Source organism: Moraxella nasibovis (assembly GCF_029581575.1).
GTDB lineage: Bacteria > Pseudomonadota > Gammaproteobacteria > Pseudomonadales > Moraxellaceae > Moraxella > Moraxella nasibovis.
Map to the genome: position 1 here is coordinate 361,794 of NZ_CP089975.1, position 23,409 is coordinate 385,202.

At 47.4% G+C, this 23,409-nt stretch carries 21 protein-coding genes; 19 read left to right on the forward strand and 2 right to left on the reverse strand.

The window, feature by feature from the left end; all coding sequences use genetic code 11:
* Positions 1 to 172 precede the first annotated feature (172 nt).
* The 12 genes from LU290_RS01595 (at position 173) to LU290_RS01650 (ending at position 11,513) form a co-directional block, all read left to right on the forward strand.
* A complete protein-coding gene (locus tag LU290_RS01595; RefSeq protein ID WP_277808828.1) occupies positions 173 to 1,060 on the forward strand; it encodes a metal ABC transporter substrate-binding protein in 888 nt (295 codons plus the stop codon).
* A gap of 302 nt (positions 1,061 to 1,362) precedes the next feature.
* The gene (locus tag LU290_RS01600) at positions 1,363 to 1,767 is read left to right on the forward strand and encodes an ATP synthase subunit I (RefSeq protein ID WP_277808829.1); all 405 of its coding nucleotides are present in this window, start codon (positions 1,363 to 1,365) and stop codon (positions 1,765 to 1,767) included.
* A gap of 435 nt (positions 1,768 to 2,202) precedes the next feature.
* Entirely contained in the window at positions 2,203 to 3,072 is an 870-nt protein-coding gene (atpB, locus tag LU290_RS01605; RefSeq protein ID WP_277808830.1) for a F0F1 ATP synthase subunit A, read from the forward strand.
* 50 nt (positions 3,073 to 3,122) lie between these two features.
* A complete protein-coding gene (gene atpE, locus LU290_RS01610) occupies positions 3,123 to 3,368 on the forward strand; it encodes a F0F1 ATP synthase subunit C (RefSeq protein ID WP_277808831.1) in 246 nt (81 codons plus the stop codon).
* Between the two features lie 106 nt (positions 3,369 to 3,474).
* Positions 3,475 to 3,945, forward strand: a complete 471-nt coding sequence (locus LU290_RS01615; protein WP_277808832.1) for a F0F1 ATP synthase subunit B — start codon at positions 3,475 to 3,477, stop codon at positions 3,943 to 3,945.
* Positions 3,946 to 3,957: 12 nt separating this feature from the next.
* Complete coding sequence (locus LU290_RS01620; RefSeq protein ID WP_277808833.1) at positions 3,958 to 4,506, forward strand: F0F1 ATP synthase subunit delta; 549 nt, start codon at positions 3,958 to 3,960, stop codon at positions 4,504 to 4,506.
* Between the two features lie 33 nt (positions 4,507 to 4,539).
* Positions 4,540 to 6,084 (forward strand): F0F1 ATP synthase subunit alpha, encoded by a 1,545-nt coding sequence (gene atpA, locus LU290_RS01625; RefSeq protein WP_277808834.1) that lies wholly within the window; start codon positions 4,540 to 4,542, stop codon positions 6,082 to 6,084.
* 68 nt (positions 6,085 to 6,152) lie between these two features.
* Positions 6,153 to 7,025 (forward strand): F0F1 ATP synthase subunit gamma, encoded by an 873-nt coding sequence (gene atpG, locus LU290_RS01630; protein ID WP_277808835.1) that lies wholly within the window; start codon positions 6,153 to 6,155, stop codon positions 7,023 to 7,025.
* Between the two features lie 27 nt (positions 7,026 to 7,052).
* The gene (atpD, locus tag LU290_RS01635; protein WP_277808836.1) at positions 7,053 to 8,477 is read left to right on the forward strand and encodes a F0F1 ATP synthase subunit beta; all 1,425 of its coding nucleotides are present in this window, start codon (positions 7,053 to 7,055) and stop codon (positions 8,475 to 8,477) included.
* 93 nt (positions 8,478 to 8,570) lie between these two features.
* Positions 8,571 to 8,987, forward strand: coding sequence for a F0F1 ATP synthase subunit epsilon (locus LU290_RS01640; protein ID WP_277808837.1), 417 nt, complete (start codon positions 8,571 to 8,573; stop codon positions 8,985 to 8,987).
* 46 nt (positions 8,988 to 9,033) lie between these two features.
* Positions 9,034 to 9,762: a response regulator gene (locus tag LU290_RS01645; RefSeq protein ID WP_277808838.1), complete on the forward strand. Its 729-nt coding sequence runs from the start codon at positions 9,034 to 9,036 to the stop codon at positions 9,760 to 9,762.
* 59 nt (positions 9,763 to 9,821) lie between these two features.
* Positions 9,822 to 11,513 carry an ATP-binding protein gene (locus LU290_RS01650; RefSeq protein WP_277808839.1) on the forward strand — a complete coding sequence of 564 codons (1,692 nt, stop codon included), beginning with the start codon at positions 9,822 to 9,824 and terminating at the stop codon, positions 11,511 to 11,513.
* Positions 11,514 to 11,737: 224 nt separating this feature from the next.
* On the opposite strand, the gene LU290_RS01655 is transcribed toward LU290_RS01650, so the two are convergent.
* Positions 11,738 to 13,144, reverse strand: coding sequence for an ATP-binding protein (locus LU290_RS01655; protein ID WP_277808840.1), 1,407 nt, complete (start codon positions 13,142 to 13,144; stop codon positions 11,738 to 11,740).
* A gap of 292 nt (positions 13,145 to 13,436) precedes the next feature.
* Here LU290_RS01655 and rpsP point away from each other — a divergent pair, with 292 nt between their 5' ends.
* From rpsP to LU290_RS01690, 7 genes are all read left to right on the forward strand, one after another.
* Complete coding sequence (gene rpsP, locus LU290_RS01660) at positions 13,437 to 13,682, forward strand: 30S ribosomal protein S16 (RefSeq protein WP_078276643.1); 246 nt, start codon at positions 13,437 to 13,439, stop codon at positions 13,680 to 13,682.
* A gap of 199 nt (positions 13,683 to 13,881) precedes the next feature.
* Positions 13,882 to 14,442: a ribosome maturation factor RimM gene (gene rimM, locus LU290_RS01665; RefSeq protein ID WP_277809530.1), complete on the forward strand. Its 561-nt coding sequence runs from the start codon at positions 13,882 to 13,884 to the stop codon at positions 14,440 to 14,442.
* Between the two features lie 65 nt (positions 14,443 to 14,507).
* Positions 14,508 to 15,269 (forward strand): tRNA (guanosine(37)-N1)-methyltransferase TrmD, encoded by a 762-nt coding sequence (gene trmD / locus LU290_RS01670; protein ID WP_277808841.1) that lies wholly within the window; start codon positions 14,508 to 14,510, stop codon positions 15,267 to 15,269.
* 166 nt (positions 15,270 to 15,435) lie between these two features.
* Entirely contained in the window at positions 15,436 to 15,804 is a 369-nt protein-coding gene (gene rplS, locus LU290_RS01675) for a 50S ribosomal protein L19 (protein ID WP_277808842.1), read from the forward strand.
* Between the two features lie 128 nt (positions 15,805 to 15,932).
* Positions 15,933 to 17,783, forward strand: a complete 1,851-nt coding sequence (gene uvrC / locus LU290_RS01680) for an excinuclease ABC subunit UvrC (RefSeq protein ID WP_277808843.1) — start codon at positions 15,933 to 15,935, stop codon at positions 17,781 to 17,783.
* A gap of 194 nt (positions 17,784 to 17,977) precedes the next feature.
* The gene (clpB, locus tag LU290_RS01685) at positions 17,978 to 20,551 is read left to right on the forward strand and encodes an ATP-dependent chaperone ClpB (RefSeq protein ID WP_277808844.1); all 2,574 of its coding nucleotides are present in this window, start codon (positions 17,978 to 17,980) and stop codon (positions 20,549 to 20,551) included.
* Between the two features lie 277 nt (positions 20,552 to 20,828).
* Positions 20,829 to 21,131 (forward strand): hypothetical protein, encoded by a 303-nt coding sequence (locus LU290_RS01690; RefSeq protein WP_277808845.1) that lies wholly within the window; start codon positions 20,829 to 20,831, stop codon positions 21,129 to 21,131.
* A gap of 271 nt (positions 21,132 to 21,402) precedes the next feature.
* On the opposite strand, the gene LU290_RS01695 is transcribed toward LU290_RS01690, so the two are convergent.
* Positions 21,403 to 23,379 carry a TRAP transporter permease gene (locus LU290_RS01695; RefSeq protein WP_277808846.1) on the reverse strand — a complete coding sequence of 659 codons (1,977 nt, stop codon included), beginning with the start codon at positions 23,377 to 23,379 and terminating at the stop codon, positions 21,403 to 21,405.
* Between the last annotated feature and the right edge of the window lie 30 nt (positions 23,380 to 23,409).

The following is a 23,409-nucleotide window of genomic DNA, read 5'->3' on the forward strand; positions in this document are numbered from 1 at the left end:
TTAAATGGTCTTTAAATATTGAATTGAAAGCTCGACTTTGCGTCATTTTTAGGTCATTTTAGTTCCAAGTCGCTTTGATGATTTTTAAAATAAAGCGTTTTTTAAAGCCTGTCAAAAGGTTAAAAGCCATTTAAAGCAAATAAAAGCAAATAAATAAAAGTGAGTATTAAACATGAAATCACAGTCAAACATTCATACCAACCCTAAGTCATCACGCCTTTTAAAGCTTGTCAAGGTCGCCGTCTCGTGCGCACTGACAGCAGCCATGACCGCTCAGGCAGGCATGGTGAGCGTGAGTAATTATCCGCTGCTGCTGCTGTCTAATGCCGTCACAGGCGAGAGCAATCCTGCGCAGCCACTGTTGGGGGCAGGCGATGTGGGGCATCATGGCGAGCTGAGCCCAAGTGCCAAGAAGCTGGTGAGCGACAGTGATTATGTGGTGTGGTTTGGCGGTGCGCTTGAACAAAATCTAATCAATACACTCAAAGATGCGCCCAATGCGATTTCTTTGTTTGATTTTAATGCGTTTCATCGCCTGCCTTTGCGTCACATCGATGGCACGGCTCAACCAGACAGTTTTGATGCGCACATTTGGCTTGATCCAGAAAATGCCAAAGCCATCGTGCGTGCGCTGGCGGTCATTCATAGCCATGCCAACCCAGACCAAGCCGCCCTCTATGCCCAAAATGCCAAAGATTTCGAGACACGCATGGACGATGCGGTGTCGTCCATTTCGCTTAATGGCAAAACCGTGCCGTACTGGGCTTATCATGACGCTTTTCAATACCTTGAAGGCTCGGTGGGGCTTAGCTTTGCTGGTGCATTGACGCCCGACCATCATCTGTCGCCCAAGGCAAGCCAAATTTTACACCTGTCAAAGACCAGACCAAAGGCACACATGTGTATCGCTTCACAGGGCAAGGTCTCAGATGGCATCATCAATAAGCTGGGCAATGTCTCAACTGTGGTGCGTCAAGAAGACATGAGTGATGATGATGACTTTGTCGAAAGCTGGCTTGGGCTTGCCACCGAGATTCAGCGCTGTGCTGGGGCGTCGTGACTGGGCGAGCTGCCAGTTCATCGTATTGACATGAGTTCATCATGAGCCTACCAAGCCCGCATCTTAGCCTTTGACTATGCCCATTTGACTGGCATTTATTTAGAAAATAATGATAATTTTTTGCAAAATAAAGCGTTTTTGCTATTGCCATTATCACTAAAAATTTTTATAATACAGTCGCTTACGCACACATAAGTTTACAGTTTGGCTGTTGGTGTGCGTTTTGTTTATATGTTTTTTGTGTATTTTTGGCTTGTGGCTTGGCATTGCCGCCTTGGCTTAAATCAAACAAGAGTAAGCGGATGACAGCGCCAGCAAGACGCAGCCAAAAACAGCAGGTCTATCAAGCTCAAAAGCACGCCGTGTGGTGGCTGCTTGGCATGACAGCTTTGGCGGCTGCCATAGAGATGCTGATGAGTGGCGGGGCGGGCAGCTGGGTCATCACCAAAAGCGTGGCACTTGGTGCAGTGCTGAATTTTGTTGCCCACGGCACATTTACTTGGGTGGCTTATCGGACGACAGGCGCAAAAGCACGCCAGCAGGTCATGCTGAATATGTATCTGGGTCAGATGCTAAAATGGCTCATTACTTTGGCAGGTTTTGCGCTGATTTTCATTTATGCTAAGCCCATCCATGCCGCTCTTGTCGCCGCCGCTTATTTTGTCATGCAGCTGTGCTGTTTGGTCGGCTTGATGAAGGTTCGCTGATTTAAAGAGCTGATAATTTTTAAGCAAGCCAATAAGATTCGTCGCTTGATTTATTATTTTTGGTGATAATTCTTAATGGTTACGCAAAAATGCGATGGCTTGTGAATGATGTCGTTTTTATAATTTAAGCTGATTTTTACCAAAAATTACCTTAAATTGTAAAATTTCAGTAAGAAAATTCATATTTACCCTTTACATATAGCTTTGAGTAAAGTAAGATAGTCAGTTAGATATGAATGTAATTTTTTGATACGATTTATTGCGATTTCATCATTCATCAGCTTGAATGATGAAAAATGAGTAAATGGTGTCTTAAATTCAGATAAGTGTTAAGTCGGCGACATTCAGTTGTCTTTGATGTTTATCATGGATTTTCGTTCTGATTAGGTGTTTAGCACCGAATCTTTTTGTTTGACTTAAAATAAGAAGCTTATTATGGCAGCCGAACAGACATCTTCAGATTATATCGCTCACCACTTAACCAACTGGACTTTTGGTCATCACCCAGAGCATGGTTGGAAAGTGGCTCATGATGCCGCTGAAGCCGCAGAAATGGGCTTTAAGGCCATTCATTTGGACTCAATGCTATGGGCTATTGGCTTGGGTATCTTTTTTTGTGCGCTGTTTTGGGCAGTAGGACGCAAGGCAACTTCTGGTGTGCCAAGCAAGCTACAAGCTTTCGTTGAAATGATTGTAGACTTTGTGGACAATAGCGTGCGTGAATCTTATAACGGTCCTTCAAAACTCATCGCACCACTATCCTTGACGATTTTTGTCTGGATTTTCTTGATGAACTTGATGGACTTGGTTCCAGTGGACTGGATTCCAGTGCTTGCGCAAAAAATCGGCGCAGCAATGGGTCATGATCCACATCATGTCTATTTTAAAATCGTCCCAACAACAGATCCGAACATCACTTTGGGTATGGCGCTAGGCGTACTGATCCTAATCATCGGATTTGGTCTTAAATATAAAGGCGTTGGTGGTTTTATTGCAGAGTTTACGCTACATCCATTTAGCGCAAAAAACCCAATCCTACAAGCATTGCTTATCCCAGTGAACTTAGTGCTAGAAATTGTCACTTTGCTTGCAAAGCCAATCTCGCTCGGTCTTCGTTTATTCGGTAACATGTATGCAGGCGAGCTCATCTTTATCCTGATTGCTTTGATGCCGTTTTGGATTCAGTGGGCGCTATCAGTGCCGTGGGCAATCTTCCATATTTTGGTTATTACTTTACAGGCGTTCGTGTTTATGATGTTGACGATTGTTTATCTATCGCTCATCTCACAAACATCAGAACATTAATTCAAAAACCCTTTTTAAATTAACCCTTTGTATAGGTCTAAGGAGACATCATGGATCCAGTAATCGCTCAGTACACTCTACTTGCAGTGGCTATTCTAATCGGTCTTGGCGCACTAGCTACCGGTATCGGTTTTGCTCTACTAGGTGGTAAATTCCTAGAAAGTACCGCTCGCCAACCAGAACTAGGTTCTCAACTTCAAACCAAAATGTTCATCGTGGCAGGTCTTCTGGATGCTGTACCAATGATCGGTGTTGGTATCGCCATGCTACTTCTATTCGCCAACCCATTCGCATAAGCTGAAACCGTCAGTTTAACGCCCATTTCTGGTCGCAGATTTGATCTTCAATGAAGCGACCTAGAATTGGCTATCACCTGACTTTCACTAACAACGAGGTGATTGGATGAATATTAATGCTACACTTCTCGGTCAGTTGATTAGCTTTGCGATTTTCGTGTTGTTTTGCATGAAATTCGTATGGCCGCCACTGATCGGCGCCATCAATGAGCGCCAAAGAAAAATCGAGGAAGGCTTAAACGCCGCCGAGAAAGCCAAAGCAGACTTAGCTTCTGCCGAGCAGCAAGTAGAGCAAGAGTTTGCTGCTGCCAAGTTTGAAGCTGCTTCTATCATTGAGCGTGCGAATAAAACTGCCAATCAAATGATCGAAGATGCGAAGGCGCAAGCTCGCTTAGAAGGCGAGCGCATCATTGCACAGGCTCATGCAACCGTTGAGCAAGAAGCTGCTCAAACTCGTGAACAACTTCGTTCTCAGGTTGCTCACTTAGCAGTCCTTGGTGCAGAAAAGATTTTGCAAAGCAAAGTCAATGAACAAGAACATGCTGACATGCTAAACCAGCTTGCGGCTAAGCTGTAATTAGAGGAAATCATGGCTGAACTATCTACCTTAGCAAGACCTTATGCCAAAGCGGCGTTCGACTATGCTAAAGAGCATAATGTGATCAATGAATGGGAAAATTTCCTATTGGTTACAAGCAGTATTGTGCGTGATGAGTCTTTTTCTTCATTACTAAGCAATCCAGCCATTTCTGCAGAGCAAAAGACTGCCGTTTTGAATGATGTCTATGGCTCACAAACGGCAGCTCAATCTTCTGACGCATTGGTGAATTTTACCAAGCAGTTATCAGAGCATGATAGACTGGCTTTATTGCCTGAAATCCATACTCATTACAGCAAACTAAAATCACAAGAGCTAAAACAGGTTGACGCTTACGTTACTTCAGCCTATCCCCTAACTGAAGCCCAGCGTGAAACCTTGCAAGAGCGCCTTGCCATCTCAACAGGCTCGATCGTCATTCTGCATGAAGCAGTGGATCCAGCATTATTGGGCGGCGCAACTATTAAAGTGGGCGACAAGTTTACCGATGGCTCGGTGCGTGGTAAGTTACAACAATTAAAGACTCAACTGACCGCATGAGCGGCAGCTTGACATTTTAAAGGAAACAAGGCAATGCAACAATTGAATCCAGCTGAAATCAGCAATCTGATTAAGCAGCGTATTCAAGACCTTGACGTCAGCGCAACTGCAAAAACTGAAGGCGTAATCGTCAGTGTCTCGGATGGTATTGTGCAGATTCATGGCTTAGAAGAAGCCATGTATGGCGAGATGATTGAGTTTGAAGGCAATGTCTATGGTATGGCATTGAACCTTGAACAAGATTCAGTGGGTGCGGTTGTCCTAGGCGACTACCTAAGCCTACAAGAAGGTCAAAAAGCATATTGCACAGGTCGTATTTTGGAAGTTCCAGTAGGTCCTGAGCTACTGGGTCGTGTCGTTGATGCATTGGGCAACCCAATTGACGGCAAAGGTCCAATCAACGCCAAACTGACTGACAAAGTCGAGAAGATCGCCCCAGGCGTTATCGCTCGTCAATCAGTTGATGAACCTGTAATGACTGGTTATAAAGCGGTTGATACCATGATTCCTATTGGTCGTGGTCAGCGTGAGCTTATCATTGGCGACCGTCAAACTGGTAAAACAGCACTCGCCATCGACGCCATCATCGCTCAAAAAGATTCTGGCATCAAATGTGTGTATGTTGCCATCGGTCAAAAACGCTCTACCATCGCTAATGTGGTGCGTAAGCTAGAAGAGACTGGCGCATTGGCTTATACTACTGTTGTTGTGGCGTCTGCTTCTGAGCCTGCGGCACTTCAATACATCGCACCTTACTCAGGCTGTACGATGGGTGAATACTTCCGTGATCGTGGTGAAGATGCATTGATCGTTTATGATGATCTGTCTAAGCAAGCGGTTGCTTATCGTCAAATCTCGCTACTACTACGCCGTCCACCAGGGCGTGAAGCGTATCCGGGCGATGTTTTCTATCTACATTCTCGCCTATTGGAGCGTGCCTCTCGTGTGAATGCTGACTATGTAGAAGCATTTACTAACGGCGAAGTAAAAGGTAAAACTGGTTCTTTGACTGCCTTGCCAATCATCGAAACGCAAGCAGGTGACGTATCAGCATTCGTACCTACCAATGTGATCTCTATTACTGACGGTCAGATTTTCCTTGAATCCAACCTATTCAACTCAGGTATCCGTCCTGCGGTGAACGCTGGTATCTCGGTATCTCGTGTTGGTGGTGCAGCTCAAACCAAGATCATCAAAAAGCTGTCAGGCGGTATCCGTACGGCTCTAGCTCAGTATCGTGAATTGGCAGCATTTGCTCAGTTTGCTTCTGACCTTGATGATGCAACCAAGCAGCAGCTTGAACACGGTGAGCGTGTGACTGAGCTGATGAAACAAAAGCAGTATGCACCTATGTCTATCGCTGACCAAGCGGCTGTGATTTATGCATCAAACGAAGGCTACTTGGCTGATGTACCTGTTGAGAAAGTAGGTGCTTTTGAAGAAGCGCTACTACGCCACTTGCGTGCAGAGCAAGGTGCATTGATGGATGAGATTGACCGCACTGCAAACTACAACGATGACATCGAAGGTCGTCTAAAAGCAGCGATTGAGTCATTTAAAGCCTCAGCCAGCTACTAAGAAATAACGGTGTGCTAAGATTTAGCACACCAAACCTTATTTAGAATAAGTCCAGTATTGGAACAACTATGGCAAGCTTAAAAGAAATACGTGCAAAAGTAACCAGCATTAAAAGCACTCAAAAGATTACCCGTGCAATGCAAATGGTGGCTGCCAGTAAAATGCGCCGAGCTCAAGAGCGCATGGAAATGGGTCGTCCTTATGCCGAAAGTATGTCCCGAGTGATTACGCATTTGGTACAAGCACAATCGGATTATAAGCATCCGTATATGGTAAGCCGTCCAGTCAATCGTGTGGGCTTTATTGTGGTGACATCAGACCGTGGCTTGGCGGGTGGCTTGAACATCAACTTGTTCAAAAATCTGCTAAAATCGGTCAAGCAATATCAAGACCAGTCTGTCGAAGTTGAATTTGCAGCCATCGGTTCTAAGGGCGTGAGCTTCTTTAAGAACTTTGGCGGTAAAGTAAGTTCGGTATTGACAGATTATGGCGACAGCCCAAGCTATGAGAAGCTTAGCACCCCAGTGCAAGTCATGTTGGATGATTATAGCGAAGGTCGCCTAGATCGCATTTACTTGGTGTATAACCAGTTCATCAATGCCATGACGCAAAAACCGTCAGTAACTCAGCTGGTGCCACTGCCAGAAGGCACATTTGATGACGACATGAATGCGTCGCATAGCTGGGATTATATTTATGAGCCAGACACCAAGACCTTGATTGACAGCTTGATGGTTCGCTATATTGAGTCTATTGTTTATCAAGCGGTACTCGAAAACATCGCTTCTGAGCAATCAGCCCGTATGGTGGCAATGAAGGCTGCGACGGATAACGCTGGCAATTTAATTAAAGATTTACAGTTGGTTTATAACAAGCTGCGTCAAGCGGCGATTACCCGAGAGATTTCGGAAATCGTTGGCGGTGCTGCCGCTGTTTCTTAGCCGAACAATGAATTATAGGAGAACGCAATGAGCGGTCGTATTGTGCAGATTATTGGCGCGGTAATTGACGTTGAGTTTAGCCGTGGTCAAGTGCCACAGATTTTTGATGCATTACAAGTTGATGGCACTGAAACAACTCTAGAAGTACAACAGCAGTTGGGTGATGGCGTGGTGCGTACCATTGCCATGGGTTCAACCGAAGGTTTAAAGCGTGGTTTGTCGGTTTCTAATACTGGCTCACCAATCTCTGTGCCAGTTGGTCAAGCGACTTTGGGTCGTATCATGGATGTGCTTGGTCGCCCAATCGATGAAGCTGGTCCTGTGAATGCCGCTGAAAAATGGTCAATTCACCGTGATGCGCCAAGCTATGACGAACAATCTAACTCAACTGAACTGCTAGAAACTGGCATTAAAGTGATTGACTTGCTATGCCCATTTGCTAAGGGTGGTAAAGTTGGTCTGTTCGGTGGTGCTGGTGTTGGTAAGACCGTTAACATGATGGAACTCATCAATAACATCGCCTTGAAACACTCTGGTCTTTCTGTATTCGCTGGTGTGGGTGAGCGTACTCGTGAAGGTAACGACTTCTACCACGAAATGCAAGAAGCTGGCGTTGTTAATACCGAAGACTTTACCAAGTCGAAAGTAGCGATGGTATATGGTCAGATGAACGAGCCACCAGGAAACCGTTTGCGTGTTGCTTTGACTGGTCTGACCATGGCTGAATATTTCCGTGACGAAAAAGACGAAGCCACTGGCAAAGGTCGTGATGTTCTACTGTTCGTGGACAACATCTATCGTTATACCCTAGCGGGTACTGAGGTATCAGCACTTCTAGGTCGTATGCCGTCTGCGGTAGGCTATCAGCCAACCCTAGCTGAAGAAATGGGTATCTTGCAAGAGCGTATTACCTCTACTCAGTCTGGCTCTATTACTTCGGTACAAGCAGTTTATGTACCTGCGGACGACTTGACCGACCCATCACCAGCAACGACCTTTGCTCACTTGGACGCAACAGTCGTATTGAGCCGTGACATCGCATCTCAAGGTATCTATCCTGCGGTTGATCCACTAGACTCAACCTCTCGTCAGCTTGACCCACAAGTCATCGGCGAAGAGCATTATAATGTCGCTCGTGGTGTACAAGAAGTACTACAACGCTACAAAGAGCTAAAAGACATCATCGCCATCTTGGGTATGGACGAACTGTCGGAAGAAGATAAGATGGTTGTTTATCGTGCTCGTAAGATTCAGCGTTTCTTGTCACAGCCATTCCATGTGGCAGAAGTATTTACAGGCGCACCTGGTAAATATGTGGCATTGCGTGACACCATCGCAGGCTTTAAGTCAATCATCGAAGGTGAATACGATCACCTGCCAGAACAAGCATTCTATATGGTTGGCGGCATTGACGAAGCGATTGCCAAAGCTGAGAAGCTACAAGCAGCATAAGCTTAATGATGCTCAGCACTATTGTTTGAGTCAATCCATGACAATCGCCCAGTGCGGCGGTTGTCATCGTTAAGCTTAATTTAGGAGAGTATAATGGCAACTTTTAAATGCCGAGTGGTAAGTGCTCGTGAAGAGTTGTACGCTGGCGACATCAACATGCTGGTGGCGGCTGGTCATGATGGCGAGCTAGGTATTCTTGCAGGGCACACGCCATTGATTACCTTATTAAAGCCGGGCACGCTGCACCTAAAAAATTCTGAGGGTGTGGATGAAGTGATTTATGTCTCTGGTGGTGTCTTAGAGGTGCAGCCACATTTGGTGACTGTATTGGCAGATTCTGCGGAGCGTGCTCACGACCTGGATGAGGCAAAAATCGCCGAAGCTCGTCGCAACGCAGAGCAGCTGCTTGCCAACCAAAGCAACACCGTTCAGACGAATGCAGCCTTGGCGGCGTTGGCTGAATCTGTGGCGCAGCTACAAACCATTCAAAAATACAAAAATCGTGCTTAATCAGTGCCTATTTCCCAAGCCATCTTTTGATGCCTAAGGATGATTCATGACAACAACGACACCAAATTTAGAAAAAGAAGACATTCCAAAAATCCTTATTGTCGAGGATGATGAGCGATTGGCTGTGCTGACGCAAGACTATCTGCGCCGTAATGGCTTGGATGTCGCCATCGAGATGGATGGCACTCGTGCGATTCGTCGCATCATCAGTGAGCAGCCAGATTTGGTGGTGCTTGATGTGATGTTGCCGGGTTCAGACGGCTTGACGGTTTGTCGTGAGGTGCGCCCACATTATCAAAACCCAATTTTGATGCTAACGGCTCGCACCGAAGACATGGATCAGGTTTTGGGACTTGAAATGGGCGCTGATGACTATGTGCCTAAGCCTGCACAGCCACGAGTGCTTTTGGCGCGTATTCGTGCGCTACTTCGCCGTTCAGAAACTGCACCGTCTGTGGACTCGCCTCAGCGTCTTGAATTTGGCGATTTGGTGATTGATAACGGCGGTCGTTCGGTGACTTTGAATGATGAGCTGGTGGACTTTACCAGTGCTGAGTATGATTTGCTTTGGCTGCTTGCCTCAAATTCAGGTCGTATTCTGTCTCGTGAAGACATCTTTGAGCGTCTGCGTGGTATTGAATATGACGGACAAGATCGCTCGATTGATGTGCGCATTTCTCGCATTCGTCCAAAGATTGGCGACGATCCTGAGAATCCAAAGCGCATCAAGACAGTGCGTAGTAAAGGCTACTTGTTCGTCAAAGAAGGCAACTGAGTTGATTGAAAATAAAAGCTGGCGATCGCTGGCTTTTGTTTTATGGGGTAGAGTTTGTTATGGCATTGACTTCTGTGGCTGAGCGTAGTATTTTTTTTCGCATTTATGCGGGTCTTTTGCTCGTTTGTTTGGCAGTCGCTTTTTTTACTTATTTGCTGGTTGGTGCGATCAACCAAGAGCGCTTACAATCCTATCGTGAGAAAATCTCCACAGGAGTATTTTATCTGATGAGTCAGGGTGTGGCGCATCAGCAGGACGAAGATCGCCGCCAGTACTGGCTGTCTGATGCCAGTCGCTTGTTTGGCGAGACTTTCAGCGTCACTCCCATGCATTTGGTGGACTTTCGTGGTCAGGAAATTCGCCGCATCAATGAAGACAAGACGGTCATTCGCTACGACCCTGCCACCAAAGAATCAACCATCTATCACCGCATTCCCAATGAAAACAATCTCATTACCGTAAAAATCTCTCAGGTAAATGAGCGTCAGGTGCGCGCTTTGATGATTTTTTTGCTTGATGATTTGTCTTATTACCCCACCAGACAAGCCAAAGAAAAACGCTTGGAGTTTTTGAGTCAAAAATTCACCTATCCCATTCAAATTCAGCCTGTGGCGTCGCTTGGGCTTGATTCTAGCCAAATTGCACGACTGCGCCGAGACGAGCCAGTGATCTTATACGAAGATGGCGATGGCGTGCAAAATTCGCTCATCACGCTGGTGGTGGCAACCGAGGTGGAAGGCGAGGCGATCGTGGTGGGACCTGTGGATCTGTTTAATTGGTTTCCGCTCAATCTCATCATTAGCATGGTTTTGATTTGTATTTTGCTCGTCAGTCTGGGCGTGTACGGGCTGATTTTCCCGCTTGAGCGGCGCTTACAGCTTTTACAGGCTGGGGTCAATCGAGTGACGCAAGGTGATTTTAACACCAAAGTGCAGGTCGTCGGTCATGATGACATTTCTCGCCTGTCATCGACATTCAATGCCATGACTCAGCACATCAAGCGGCTGATCGATGCGCAGCGAGAGCTGACTCGTGCGGTGTCGCATGAATTACGCACACCAGTGGCACGCATCCGTTTTGCCGTGGATATGCTTGCCGATGATGATGATTATGAATCCAGACAGTTTCAAAAACAGTACATTGATGAGGACATCGAGGCGCTTAACGAGCTGATTGACGAGATTTTGACTTATGCCAAGCTTGAAGAGGGCGCACCGAAGATGGATTGGGAGATGGTCAATTTGCAAGAACTCGTTGAGCAGATTGAGCGAGAGACCAATGCCTTGGGCAAAGACATTCGGGTGCAGATTCAGCTGTCATCCCCCAAAGCACAGGCGATGGCAGATAGGCGCTATCTACACCGTGTGGTACAAAATCTGGCAGGCAATGCCATGCGCTATGCTGAAAGTACGATTTTAATCAGCGCAGGGGTGGTGAAAGGGCGAGCCTTTGTCAGCGTGGAAGATGATGGACACGGCATCAAAGAAGAAGACCGTGAAAAGGTGTTCGTACCTTTTGCTCGTCTTGATGACAGTCGCACCCGTGCCTCTGGCGGCTATGGCTTGGGCTTATCCATCGTCTCTCGCATTGCTTTTTGGTTTAATGCCAATTTAAAAGTGGACGAAAGCCCCACTCTAAAAGGCGCACGATTTGTCATGGATTGGCCAGCCAAACAAGCGGGCGTCACCATCGCAGCTGATGAGATGACCCAAGCCAAAGCAGATAAAGTTGTGATTGGCGAAGATAAGTAGATAACTTGAGCAAAATCTGCGCAAAAATCTGAACATAAAATGGGCATTTTTGCCCGTTTTTTAATTTGCCACCGCCAACTTCCCAAAAAACTTCAAATTTAACGGAAAATCGACATAAAATTTGCCGCCGCATTCTTAGGCTTGATGGCGATTTATCCGACCTTTACAAGCCTTGCATTGCTGTAAGCTTGATGTGGTGAGCGGCGTGATTGTGACAGTTTGTCTCATTCCTCATCTTCGTGATCATTGACGATCTGGGTGATGAGTGGGATTTTAACGCAGACATACAGTCCGCCATCAGGATGATTCATCGCCTCAACCGTCCCTTGATGAAGGCGTGCGATGCGACTGACGATGGCAAGCCCCAGACCGCTGCCTTGAGTGGTGCGAGCCGTCTCGCCTCGCTCAAATGGCTGCATGATGCGTTCTAGTTGATCCTCTGCCACGCCATCGCCTTCGTCCTTGACATAAATGATGAGCATGGGGTATTTGGCGTGTGGCTGATCAAGGCTGAACTCGTCATCGACATCGCTGACGGGGGCGGCGATGCTTGCGCCAAGATGGATTGGCTCTCGACCATAGCGTATGGCGTTATTGACCAGATTGATAATGAGGCGTTTGATGGATAAAGGGCGCACAGACACATCTTGGTCAATTTGACTTTCAAGAATGAAACGAGTGCCTGAAAACTGCACCATCACTTCTTTAAAAATGGTGTTCAAATTGGTGGGACGCACCGCCTCGTCCGAGCCGTCTTTCATGAATGAAATGAACTGCTCCAAAATGGCGTCCATGTCCTCAATGTCATACACCAAGCCCTCACGGAAAAACTCATCGGGCAGCATTTCTGCCGTCAGTCGCATTCTGGTCAAGGGCGTGCGCAGGTCGTGGCTGATGCCAGCGAGCATGATGGTGCGTTCTTTTTGGGCTTGGCTTAGGGTGGTGAACAGCTGATTAAAGGCGGTATTGACTCTGCGGATTTCTCGTGGACCTTTGTTGGTGGCAAGCGTGGTGGCATGTCCATCTTGAATGTAATGGATGGCAGCTTTTTCAAGGCGTTTTAGTGGTCGATTTAGCCCTCGCACCAGCACAAAAATCGTCAAGAGTGTCAAAACTGGCAAACCCAGCAAAAATACCACCAAAAGCCCTGTGCTGTACTGCGAATAATATGCCACAGGCTCTCGTAGCCAAACATCAGGGTGTTTACTGTCTTGCACCCAAAGCTTGGGCGTGGGCTTGAATTTAAAATACACTTTCACCTCACGCCCCAGCTCATTTTGTACTTCTTGGGCGAGAATGTCGGTGATGTGACCTGCAAAAAATTTATCCGTCACATCGGGAAATTGACTTGGGTCGTCGATGAGCTGAATGTGGCTGTGATTTTCAAGCCAAGCTAGCGTTTCAGGATTGTCCGCCCACTTGCTGCGTGCCTCATCAAACAGCTTTAATTCGCTCGCCAAATAGCTGGCATGGCTCTTTAATTCTGGCAAATAAAGACTGCGCCAAAATAGCCACAACGACAGCATGACACTGACAAATACAATAAAAAATACCACCAAAATCGTCTGCCAAGTGTTTGAATGCAGGCGGTGGCTCAATTTGGCAAGCGGGCTTTTGGGGTGATGATTCATGACTGACTCAAAGTGAATGCGGTGCAAATTTGCCTAAAATTCTACCACAGCTGACGGCATTTGCGGTGGCATTTGTCAAATTATCCTAAAATTATCCACCAAATGCCATAATTTTTTGCAAAAATCAGCAGATTTTTTTGGATTTTGCTTTGAAAGGCACAAAATTTTTTGCTATAATTACTGACTTTGTAATGGCTTGATTTGTCATCGGCTCATCCTCAAAGCGACAAACAGGCGATTACCCCAATTCTTGCAACAAATTTTTTACTTATTTTCAAAAAGAGAGTTTCTCATGGTAGTGATTCGTTTAGCCCGTGGCGGTGCAAAAAAGCGTCCTTTTTATCAAGTAGTTGTTGCTGACAAGCGTGCTGCACGCGACGGTCGCCACATCGAAAAAATCGGTTTCTTCAACCCACTAGCTCGTGGTCAAGAAGAGACTTTTCGTATTGACCTAGATGCTTACAATGCGTGGATCGCAAAAGGTGCACAGCCTTCTGATCGTGTTGCTCAGCTGGTAAAAGCTAAGCAAGCTGCTTAATATTTGGCATTTGCCAAAAGTTTGCATTTAAAAAATCGGTTTGCAAGGTTCGTAGAACTTAAAATGCAAACCGATTTTTGTATTTTTAAAAACCGTATTTTTACAACCAAATTGAAAATCGTAATCAAGCCGTGCCAAATTTTGCACGCTTTTTATTGTTCTTTAATGGTTAATGCAACCAACGATGGTAATCACTATGATGAATAAGCCAAATCTACGCCGTGATGGGGTGGGCGTGCCACCTGCTGATGAACTGATTAAAATTGCCACCCTAAAAAAACCTTATGGCATTAAGGGCTGGCTGTGGGTGTTTAGTGAGACGGACAACCGTGCCGATGTGTTTGATATGTCGCCTTGGTGGATGAAGACGGCGACAGGTTTTAAGCCTTTGACCGTCAAAGATTGGCGTGAGCAAGGTTCAGGCTTGGTGGCAAGTTTTGTAGAAATCGCTGATCGTAATGTCGCCGAAACCATGAATGGCACGAGCGTTTGGGTGCATAAGGATAATTTGCCAGCACTTGAAGAAGATGAATATTATTGGTCGGATTTGGTGGGGCTGAGCGTCATCAATGAACAAGGCGAGCTTTTGGGCGTGATCAAAGAGATGTTTGAGACTGGTGCTCACGAGATCATTTCTGTGAAAGCCACCAAAGACAGCATTGATGGCGAAGACAGATTGATTCCGTGGCACAAAGACATTGTGTTGAAGGTGGATTTGGCGAATCAGACCATGCTGGTGGCGTGGGGCAGCGATTATTGATGGCTTGACGATAGCTTGATGACGGCTTGATTTGCCAAAGCAGATGATGTGATAAGGGGCGGACGATGTTTTTTGCGGTAATTAGTATCATGCCACAGATGTTTGCGGCGGTGCGTGAGTTTGGCATCACAGGGCGTGCGGTGTCTCGTGGTCAGGTGGCGATTCATACCATCAACCCAAGAGATTTTACGACAGACAATTACAAACGCATTGACGAACGCACCTTTGGTGGTGGGCCAGGCATGGTGATGATGGCAGAACCGCTGGAAAAGGCGATTTTGCACGCAAAGACACTGGCACAGGTGCATTTTGATGAAAAAAACATCTCTGCGCCCGCCTGTCCTGTACTGTATCTGTCGCCACAGGGCAAGACGCTTGATGAGCCGAGTGTGGTTGAATTGGCTGGGCTTGACGGCATGATTTTGCTTTGTGGGCGTTATGAAGGCATTGATGAGCGTCTGCTTGAGCGCTATGTTGATGGCGAGATTTCGGTGGGCGACTATGTGCTGACAGGGGGTGAGTTACCTGCGATGATTGTCATGGATAGCGTCATTCGCCGTCTGCCGTCTGTGATGGGCGATGATCATTCTGCCCTTCAAGACAGCTTTGTTGATGGGCTTTTGGACTGTCCGCATTATACCAAGCCTTTGGAATTTCACGGTCAAAAAGTCCCCGAAGTGCTACTGTCAGGACATCATGCCAACATTGCCAAATGGCGATTTTTGCAGCAGGTCAAACGCACCCAAGCACGCCGTCCTGATTTGTGGGAAAAATTTACCCCCACCAAAGAACAAGCCAAATGGCTAAAATCGCTGGATGATGTGTAAAAATTACTTGAAAAACATCGCAAATCCTAGTAAAATAACAAAGATTTTGCCCATGTGGTTTGGGCAGGCAGTGAATAAAGCGCTGCATGATAATGACACGATATGCGACCTTTTAACCACTTTTAAAAAAGGGAAATTAGCCTATGTCGTCTGATTGGAGATTGCCATGAGCAATAAACATCCCCTAGTTCAACACATCGAAAATGCACAGCTAAAAGACCACCCATCATTCGCACCAGGCGACACTGTTGTGGTACAAGTAAAAGTTCGTGAAGGCGACCGTGAGCGTCTGCAAGCATTTGAAGGCGTGGTGATCGCTAAGCGTAACCGTGGTCTGAACTCATCATTCACCGTGCGTAAAATTTCAAGCGGTATCGGTGTAGAGCGTGCGTTCCAACTACACTCACCACTTATCGACAGCATCAGCGTGAAGCGTCGTGGTGATGTGCGCCGTGCGAAACTTTACTACTTGCGTGACCGTTCTGGTAAATCTGCGCGTATTAAAGAAAAATTGGGCGCAAAAAAAGACGCTTAATTTGAGCGGATTTTTCCTGATTTTAAAAACCCTGTCATTTGGCAGGGTTTTTTGTTGCATGATTGGCTTGTAAAAGGTGGATTTTGCCTCATATTAGTGCAAACGATTAAAATGAAATAGAAGTAGCCATGACCGAACAATTTGCCAGTCAGCATGAAGAATTTGACAAAAAATCACACCTAAACGCCCTCTTAAAATCCTTGCCAAATCTGCCGGGGGTGTACAAAATGCTTGGCAAATCTGGCGAGATTTTGTATGTGGGAAAGGCAAAATCTTTAAAAAACCGTGTCACCAGCTACTTTGCCAAGACGCTTGAACACCCCAAAACTCGGGCGCTCGTGCAGCGCATCTACGACATCGAGATCATCATCGTGCGTGGTGAAACGGAGGCTTTGCTGCTCGAACAAAATCTCATCAAAGCGCACAAACCGCCTTATAACATCATCTTGCGTGATGACAAATCTTATCTTTATGTGTTCATGTCCACCGACAAATTTCCCCGCTTGGGCTTTGGTCGTGGCAAGGGCAACCATGTCGAAGGGCGATTTTTTGGACCGTACCCATCGGCGACAGGTGCCAAAGAGGCGCTGCTACTTATGCAGAAGCTTTTCATGATTCGCAACTGCACCAACAGCTATTTTAATAGCAGAAAGCGCCCCTGCCTAGAATATCAAATTAAGCGCTGCAAAGCCCCGTGTGTCGGCATGGTCAGCCATGATGAGTACATGGACGATGTCAAAAGCGCCTTGATGTTTTTGGGTGGGGAAAATGGTGAGGTACAGCGGATGCTTGTCGCTAAGATGGAGCAGGCGGCGGAGGATTTGAACTTTGAGCAGGCGGCATTTTACCGTGATCGCATCACGATGGTCAGCGAGATGCAGGCAAGGCAGGCGGTCTTTCGACTCTCTGGTGAGGCGGATGTCTTTGCCATCAGTCATAAAGCAGGCGTGACTTGCATTCATGTCTTGACGGTGCGTGGTGGCAAGGTCTTGGGTGGTAAGAATTATTTTCCTGACGAGATTGCTGTGGGTGGTGAAAGTGATGCGGAGCGTCTGGCGGCGTTCATCTTGTCGTTTTATTTTCAGGTCAGTGATGACTTGCCAGAGGAGGTCATCGTCAGCGAGCCTTTGGCGGACAGTGAGAGCATGAGCGAGCTTTTGGGTGAGCAATTTGCTAAAAAAACACAAATCAAACACCGGGTACAAAAGCACCGTGCCGAGTGGCTAAGCCTTGCCAAGCTTAATGCCAACAACGCCCTTAGCGCTAAGATGAGCGATTATTATGAGCTTAAAGCCAGATTCATCGCCTTAAAATCGGTGCTTGAATCCGTCTCGGAGCGTGCCATCGACCGTGTGGAATGCTTTGACATCAGTCATACCATGGGCGAGGCGGCGGTGGGCTCGTGCGTGGTGTTCGACTCAGGCGGCGCACGCAAGAGAGACTACCGCCAATACGCCATCCACGACATCACAGCAGGCGATGACTATGCGGCGATGCGTCAGGTGCTACACCGCCGTTATAGCAAGCATGAGCTGCCAGATCTGCTGCTCATCGATGGTGGCAAGGGTCAGCTCAATGTCGCCAAAGAAGTGCTAAGCGAGCTTGGCAAACTGGACGACACTTTGCTCGTGAGCGTCGCTAAGGGCGAGGGGCGAAAGGCAGGGCTTGAGGTGTTGCATTTCGTTGAGCACGAACCGATTGATTTGCCGATGGACAGCAAGGCGCTGCACCTAATCATGCACATCCGTGACGAGGCACACCGCTTTGCCATCACCAATCACCGCAAAAAGCGTGATAAGGCAAGGGGTTCGTCCGTGCTTGAAGTCATTCCAGGGCTTGGCGAAAAAAGACGACGAGACCTGCTCAATCACTTTGGCGGCATACAGCAGCTTTTGGGGGCGTCTGAGCTTGAAATCGCCAGCGTTAAGGGCATCGGCAAGGTGCTGGCGAGCACCATTTACAAGGCACTACATGCTTAAATCACGGCTTTTGAGTACAAAATGACAAATTTCAAGGGTCTGGTTAAAATTTATAATTTTCATTAAAAATCAATAAGTTATAAGAAAATTTATATAAATTTCAAAAACAGTTATTGAAAAATTTGTATTTGTCAAGCATATATTTGGCAAATGGAAAAAAAATTTTCCAAAGTCAATAAATAGCGAGAAAAAATATGAATTTTGATAAACTGACCCAAAAGGTACAAAAGACCCTGCAAGCTGCGCAAAGCCTTGCGGTGGCTCGTGATAATACCGCCATCTTTGCTGTGCATCTGCTGTCTGTGATGATAGAAGATGAGAGCAATTCATCAATGCTTGCCCAAGCGGGCGCAAACTTAGGCGTGCTGCAAAGCGAGCTTGGCAAAAAGCTTGATGCGCTTGCCACGCTGTCTGCGCCGACAGGGCAGGCAAATCTTGCGCCCGACTTGGTGCAGGTGATGAATCTTGCGCAGAAATTTGCCGACCAAGCGGGCGATGAATTTGTGGCAAGTGAGTGGCTGCTTTTTGCGATGGCGCAGACCACCAACACCAAGAGCGTGCTAGAAAAATCAGGCGTACAAGCCCAAAAATTACAAGCCATCATCAATCATATTCGTGGGGGAGATACTGTGAACAATCAACATGCCGAAGACACCAGACAAGCCTTAGAAAAATACACCATCAACCTAACCGAGCGTGCCAGAGAGGGCAAGCTTGACCCTGTGATTGGACGAGATGATGAGATTCGCCGCACCGTGCAAGTCTTGTCAAGACGCACTAAAAACAACCCCGTACTCATCGGTGAGCCGGGCGTGGGTAAGACTGCCATCGTCGAAGGTCTGGCGCAGCGCATCGTCAAAGCTGAAGTACCCGACAGCCTAAAAAACAAAGAAGTGCTGTCGCTTGACATGGGGGCGCTCATCGCAGGTGCGAAGTATCATGGTGAGTTCGAAGAGCGTCTAAAAGGCGTGCTTAATGACCTTGCCAAACAAGACGGCAACATCATCTTATTCATCGATGAACTGCACACGATGGTCGGCGCAGGCAAGACGAGCGGTGCGATGGATGCAGGCAACATGCTAAAACCTGCTTTGGCTCGTGGTGAGCTGCGCTGTGTGGGAGCGACGACGCTTGATGAATATCGCCAGTACATCGAAAAAGACCCAGCGCTTGAACGTCGATTCCAAAAGGTTTTGGTTGATGAGCCAAGCGTGGAAGACACCATCGCCATTTTGCGTGGTTTGAAAGAGCGTTATGAGCTGCATCATGGCGTGCGCATCCTTGATGATGCCATCATTGCCGCTGCCAAGATGAGTCACCGCTACATCACTGACCGTCAGCTGCCTGACAAGGCGATCGATTTGATTGACGAGGCGGCATCACGCATTAAGATGGAGCTTGACAGCAAGCCTGAGGTCATGGATAAGCTTGATCGTAGAATCATTCAGCTAAAAATGCAGCTTGAAACTGTCAAAAATGATGACAGCCCAAGCGCCAAATCTGAAACAGCGCATTTAGAAGGGCAAATCGCTCAGCTGTCCAAAGAGTACAACGACTTAGAAGAAGTGTGGAAGAGCGAAAAAGCATTGGTCGCAGGCACCAAAGATGCGCAGATCAAGCTTGATCAGGCTCGCATTGCCCTTGAAAAAGCTCAGCGAGAAGGCGACTACACCGAGGCAGGTCGCTTGCAGTATGGTGTGATTCCTGAGCTACAAAAGCAGCTTGAACACGACGAGACGCCAGAGGGTGCTGAGCCTAAGCTACTTAGAGATAAGGTCACAGACAAAGAGATCGCCGAGGTCGTCGCTGCTGCTACGGGCATTCCTGTGGCGAAGATGATGCAGGGCGAGCGTGAGAAGATGCTGGCGATGGAAGAAAAGCTGCACGAACGAGTGGTCGGTCAAGACGAGGCGGTGACTTCGGTGGCGAATGCTGTGCGCCGTAGCCGAGCGGGTCTGTCTGATCCGAATAAGCCAAGTGGCTCGTTCTTGTTCTTAGGTCCGACAGGCGTGGGTAAGACGGAGCTGACGAAGTCTTTGGCGAACTTCTTGTTTGATGATGAGACGGCGATGGTGCGCATTGACATGAGTGAATTTATGGAGAAGCACAGCGTCAGCCGTCTGGTGGGCGCGCCCCCAGGCTATGTGGGCTATGAAGAAGGTGGCGTCTTGACCGAGGCGGTGCGTCGTAAGCCGTACAGTGTGGTTTTGTTTGACGAAGTAGAAAAGGCACATCCTGATGTGTTTAATATCTTACTACAAGTGCTGGATGATGGTCGCCTGACCGACTCCCAAGGTCGTGTGGTGGATTTTAAAAACACCGTCATCATCATGACATCAAACCTAGGCAGTCACAAAATCTTTGAAATGGCAGATGAGGGCTATGATGAGATTAAGTCTGCGGTGATGGCATCGGTCAATGCGCATTTTCGCCCAGAGTTTATCAACCGCATCGATGAGATCGTCGTGTTCCATCCGCTTGGACAGGCGCAGATGGCAGGCATTGCAAACATTCAGCTTGACCGTCTAAGAAGCCGTCTAAAAGAGCGTGATTTGGGGCTTGTTCTGACAGATGAGGCGATGAACGAGCTGGTGTCCGTGGGGTATGATCCTGTGTTTGGCGCGCGTCCTTTGAAGCGTGCGATCCAGCAAGAGATCGAAAATCCATTGGCGCAAAAGCTCTTGTCGGGCGAGTTTGTCGCAGGCGATACCATCTCGGTGGGCGTGGAAGGCGGACAGCTGGTCTTTGACAAGCTAAGATTTAGCTGATCGTACCATGTAAATCATGCCATTTAAAAAAGCGAGCCATTTGGTTCGCTTTTTTTGATGGAGGATTTGTGGTGCGCTGATAAAAAATCGTTTATAATGAAATTGATAAGGTGCACGGCAAATGATCCAAATTTGCAAGCCCATCTGACAATCAACGAGCTTATGATTTTTCATGCAGCGATTGCAAGATAAGTGTTTGGTAATTTTGGCAAGCTTTGTCGTGGCTTTGGTTTGTGAATGCGACAAAAGGGTGAGTTAAAAGTTAAAAGGTGCTAAGATGATTTATCTGATTTCTCTGATTGTTTATGTGGCGGTGTTTGCTGCTGGCTTTTATGTGGTCAAAAAGCACCCACAGCGTGTCGAGCGGCTGCTTGGTAGGCTGTGCTTTTTGGGGCTGATGATACAGCTTTTGGTGAATTATCTGTTTTGGGGCAGTGCTGCGACCTTCAATCCTTTGGCGACGCTTGTCAGCGTTGATCGCAGCTCGGTGAATTTGATGTATTTGGCGCTCATTAGTATCTTTTGTTATGCGTCGCTTTTGGTGGTGCTGTTTAAGGCGAACGACTTTTATAATGAATGAGTGATGTCTTTGGTTTGTTAAGTTTTGGTTGGGGGGTTAATGATGAAAAAACTGCTTGCGCCACTTGCGATGTTGTTTTTTGGTACAGTTTATGCCTAAGCCGACCGAACAAAAATATGATAGGATTTTGTGATATGCTTTTAGACATACAGCAGCTGATTACTTTGTCAGGCGAAAAGCTGCTAGACATTAAAGATGAATGTAGCATGTAGTGCTGATTAAACCGATGAAAAAGCCAAGCGATGTGCTTGGCTTTTGTTTTTGGGTTAAGTCAGGCGTGGGCGCTTTGACGCTTGGCAGACTGAATGTTTAGAAGGATCATGACTGCGACGATGACGATGCCGACGATGTCGGTCATGGTCTCAGGTACGATCAAACAAAATGCCCCTGCCGCCAGTATCAGCCGCTGCCATAAAGGCATCACGGTCTTGAAATAGCCTTCTACCGCCGCAGACAGTGCTAATACACCAATGACGGAGGTGACGGTGACGCTGGCGATGATGTGCCAAGCGGGCATGGCAAACTCTTTGGCGGTGACGGCGATGTCTGTGGCATCAATCATCATCATGTTGGGATTGTACACAAACATGAACGGCACGATGAAACCTGCCAGAGCAAGCTTTAATGACTGCCAGCCAGTTTTCATCGGATCGCCACCAGAGATGCCTGCTCCAGCGAAGGCCGCCAATGCCACAGGCGGTGTGATGTTGGCAAAAATACCAAAATAAAACACAAACATGTGAGCCACAATCACAGGCACATCAAAGTTTGCCAAGGCGGGTGCTGCCATCGTCGCTGTGATGATATAGGCAGGAATGGACGGTAAGCCCATGCCCAGCACCATCGAAGCAAGCATGGTCAAAAGTAGCGTCAAGAACAGCGAGCCTGCACCCAAAGAGACGATTGACGAAGTCATCACCGTACCAAAGCTTGTCAGGTTCACCACGCCGATCACAATGCCTACCACCGCACAAGCGACCATGACAGACAAGGACTGCTTAGCGCCATCAATGAGTGCTGCGATGATGTCAGCAAACCCCATGCGAGTCTCAGGGCGTAGCCAGCTGACCACGACCGTCACGCCGATGGTGTATGCCGCCGCATAACCAACTGGCATGCCCTTACCCAAAAGATACACCAAAAAGGCGATGGGTAGCAGCATGTGTCCACGAGCTTTTAAGACTTCTTTGACGCGTGGCAGGTCGGCTTTGGGAATGCCTTTTAGGTTGTTTTTACCAGCTCGAAAATGCACTTGGGCGACCACACCCAGATAATACAGCAGGGCGGGCAATACGGCAGCCAAGGCGATGGTGCTGTACTTGACCCCTGTGGTCTCTGCCATGATGAATGCCGCTGCGCCCATGATGGGTGGGAGAATCTGACCGCCGACAGACGCACTTGCTTCGACCGCCCCTGCGAAGTTTTTGTCATAGCCGACCCGTTTCATCAAAGGAATGGTAAATGCACCAGTGCCGACAACATTGGCGACGGCAGCACCGTTGATTGAGCCCATAAAGCCACTTGAAATCACCGCCACTTTGGCAGGTCCACCTTGCTTGTGTCCTGCTAGGGCAAGCGCTAAGTCATTAAACAGCTGACCCATGCCAGAGCGTGCCAAAAATGCCCCAAATAAAATGAATAAGAAAATAAAAGTCACAGACGCACCGATGGCGGTGGAGAAAATGCCTTCGGTTTTTAGGTACAGCTGCCCAAAAATATCGCCCAGATCATAAGGTCTGGTCAAGAGTCTGTCTGGCATGAAATCCATGTGACTGATGAACGGATACACCAAAAAAACCAGCGCAAATGCAGGCAAAATCCAGCCTGTGATGCGCCTTGCCGTTTCAAGCACCACCAACACGGTGATGACTGAAAAGACGATGTCCAAGTCGTTTGGCATACCGCCACGCACGCTGACGATGTCTTGATATTGCCACAATAAGTAGCCTGCGCTTGACAGTGCCAGGGCTGCCCACAGCCAGTCAAAGACTGAGATTTTGTTGCGGGCGGATTTTTTGGTGGCAGGGTAGATCAAGAAAATCAACGCCACGCCCACAGCGACATGGATCGATCGCTGCAAAAGTTCGGGCATGGGATTGAAGGTGATGTATAAATGAAACAAAGAATAAAAAATGGCGATCGCCGCAATGATGTAATTGACAGCTTTGCCAAGCCCATTTCTTGTGACCGATTCTCGATCGTATTTTTCCAAGATTTCTTGGGCGTTATTTGCAGGTGTGTTGCTCATAATGCTGATCCGATGATACTCATGATAAAA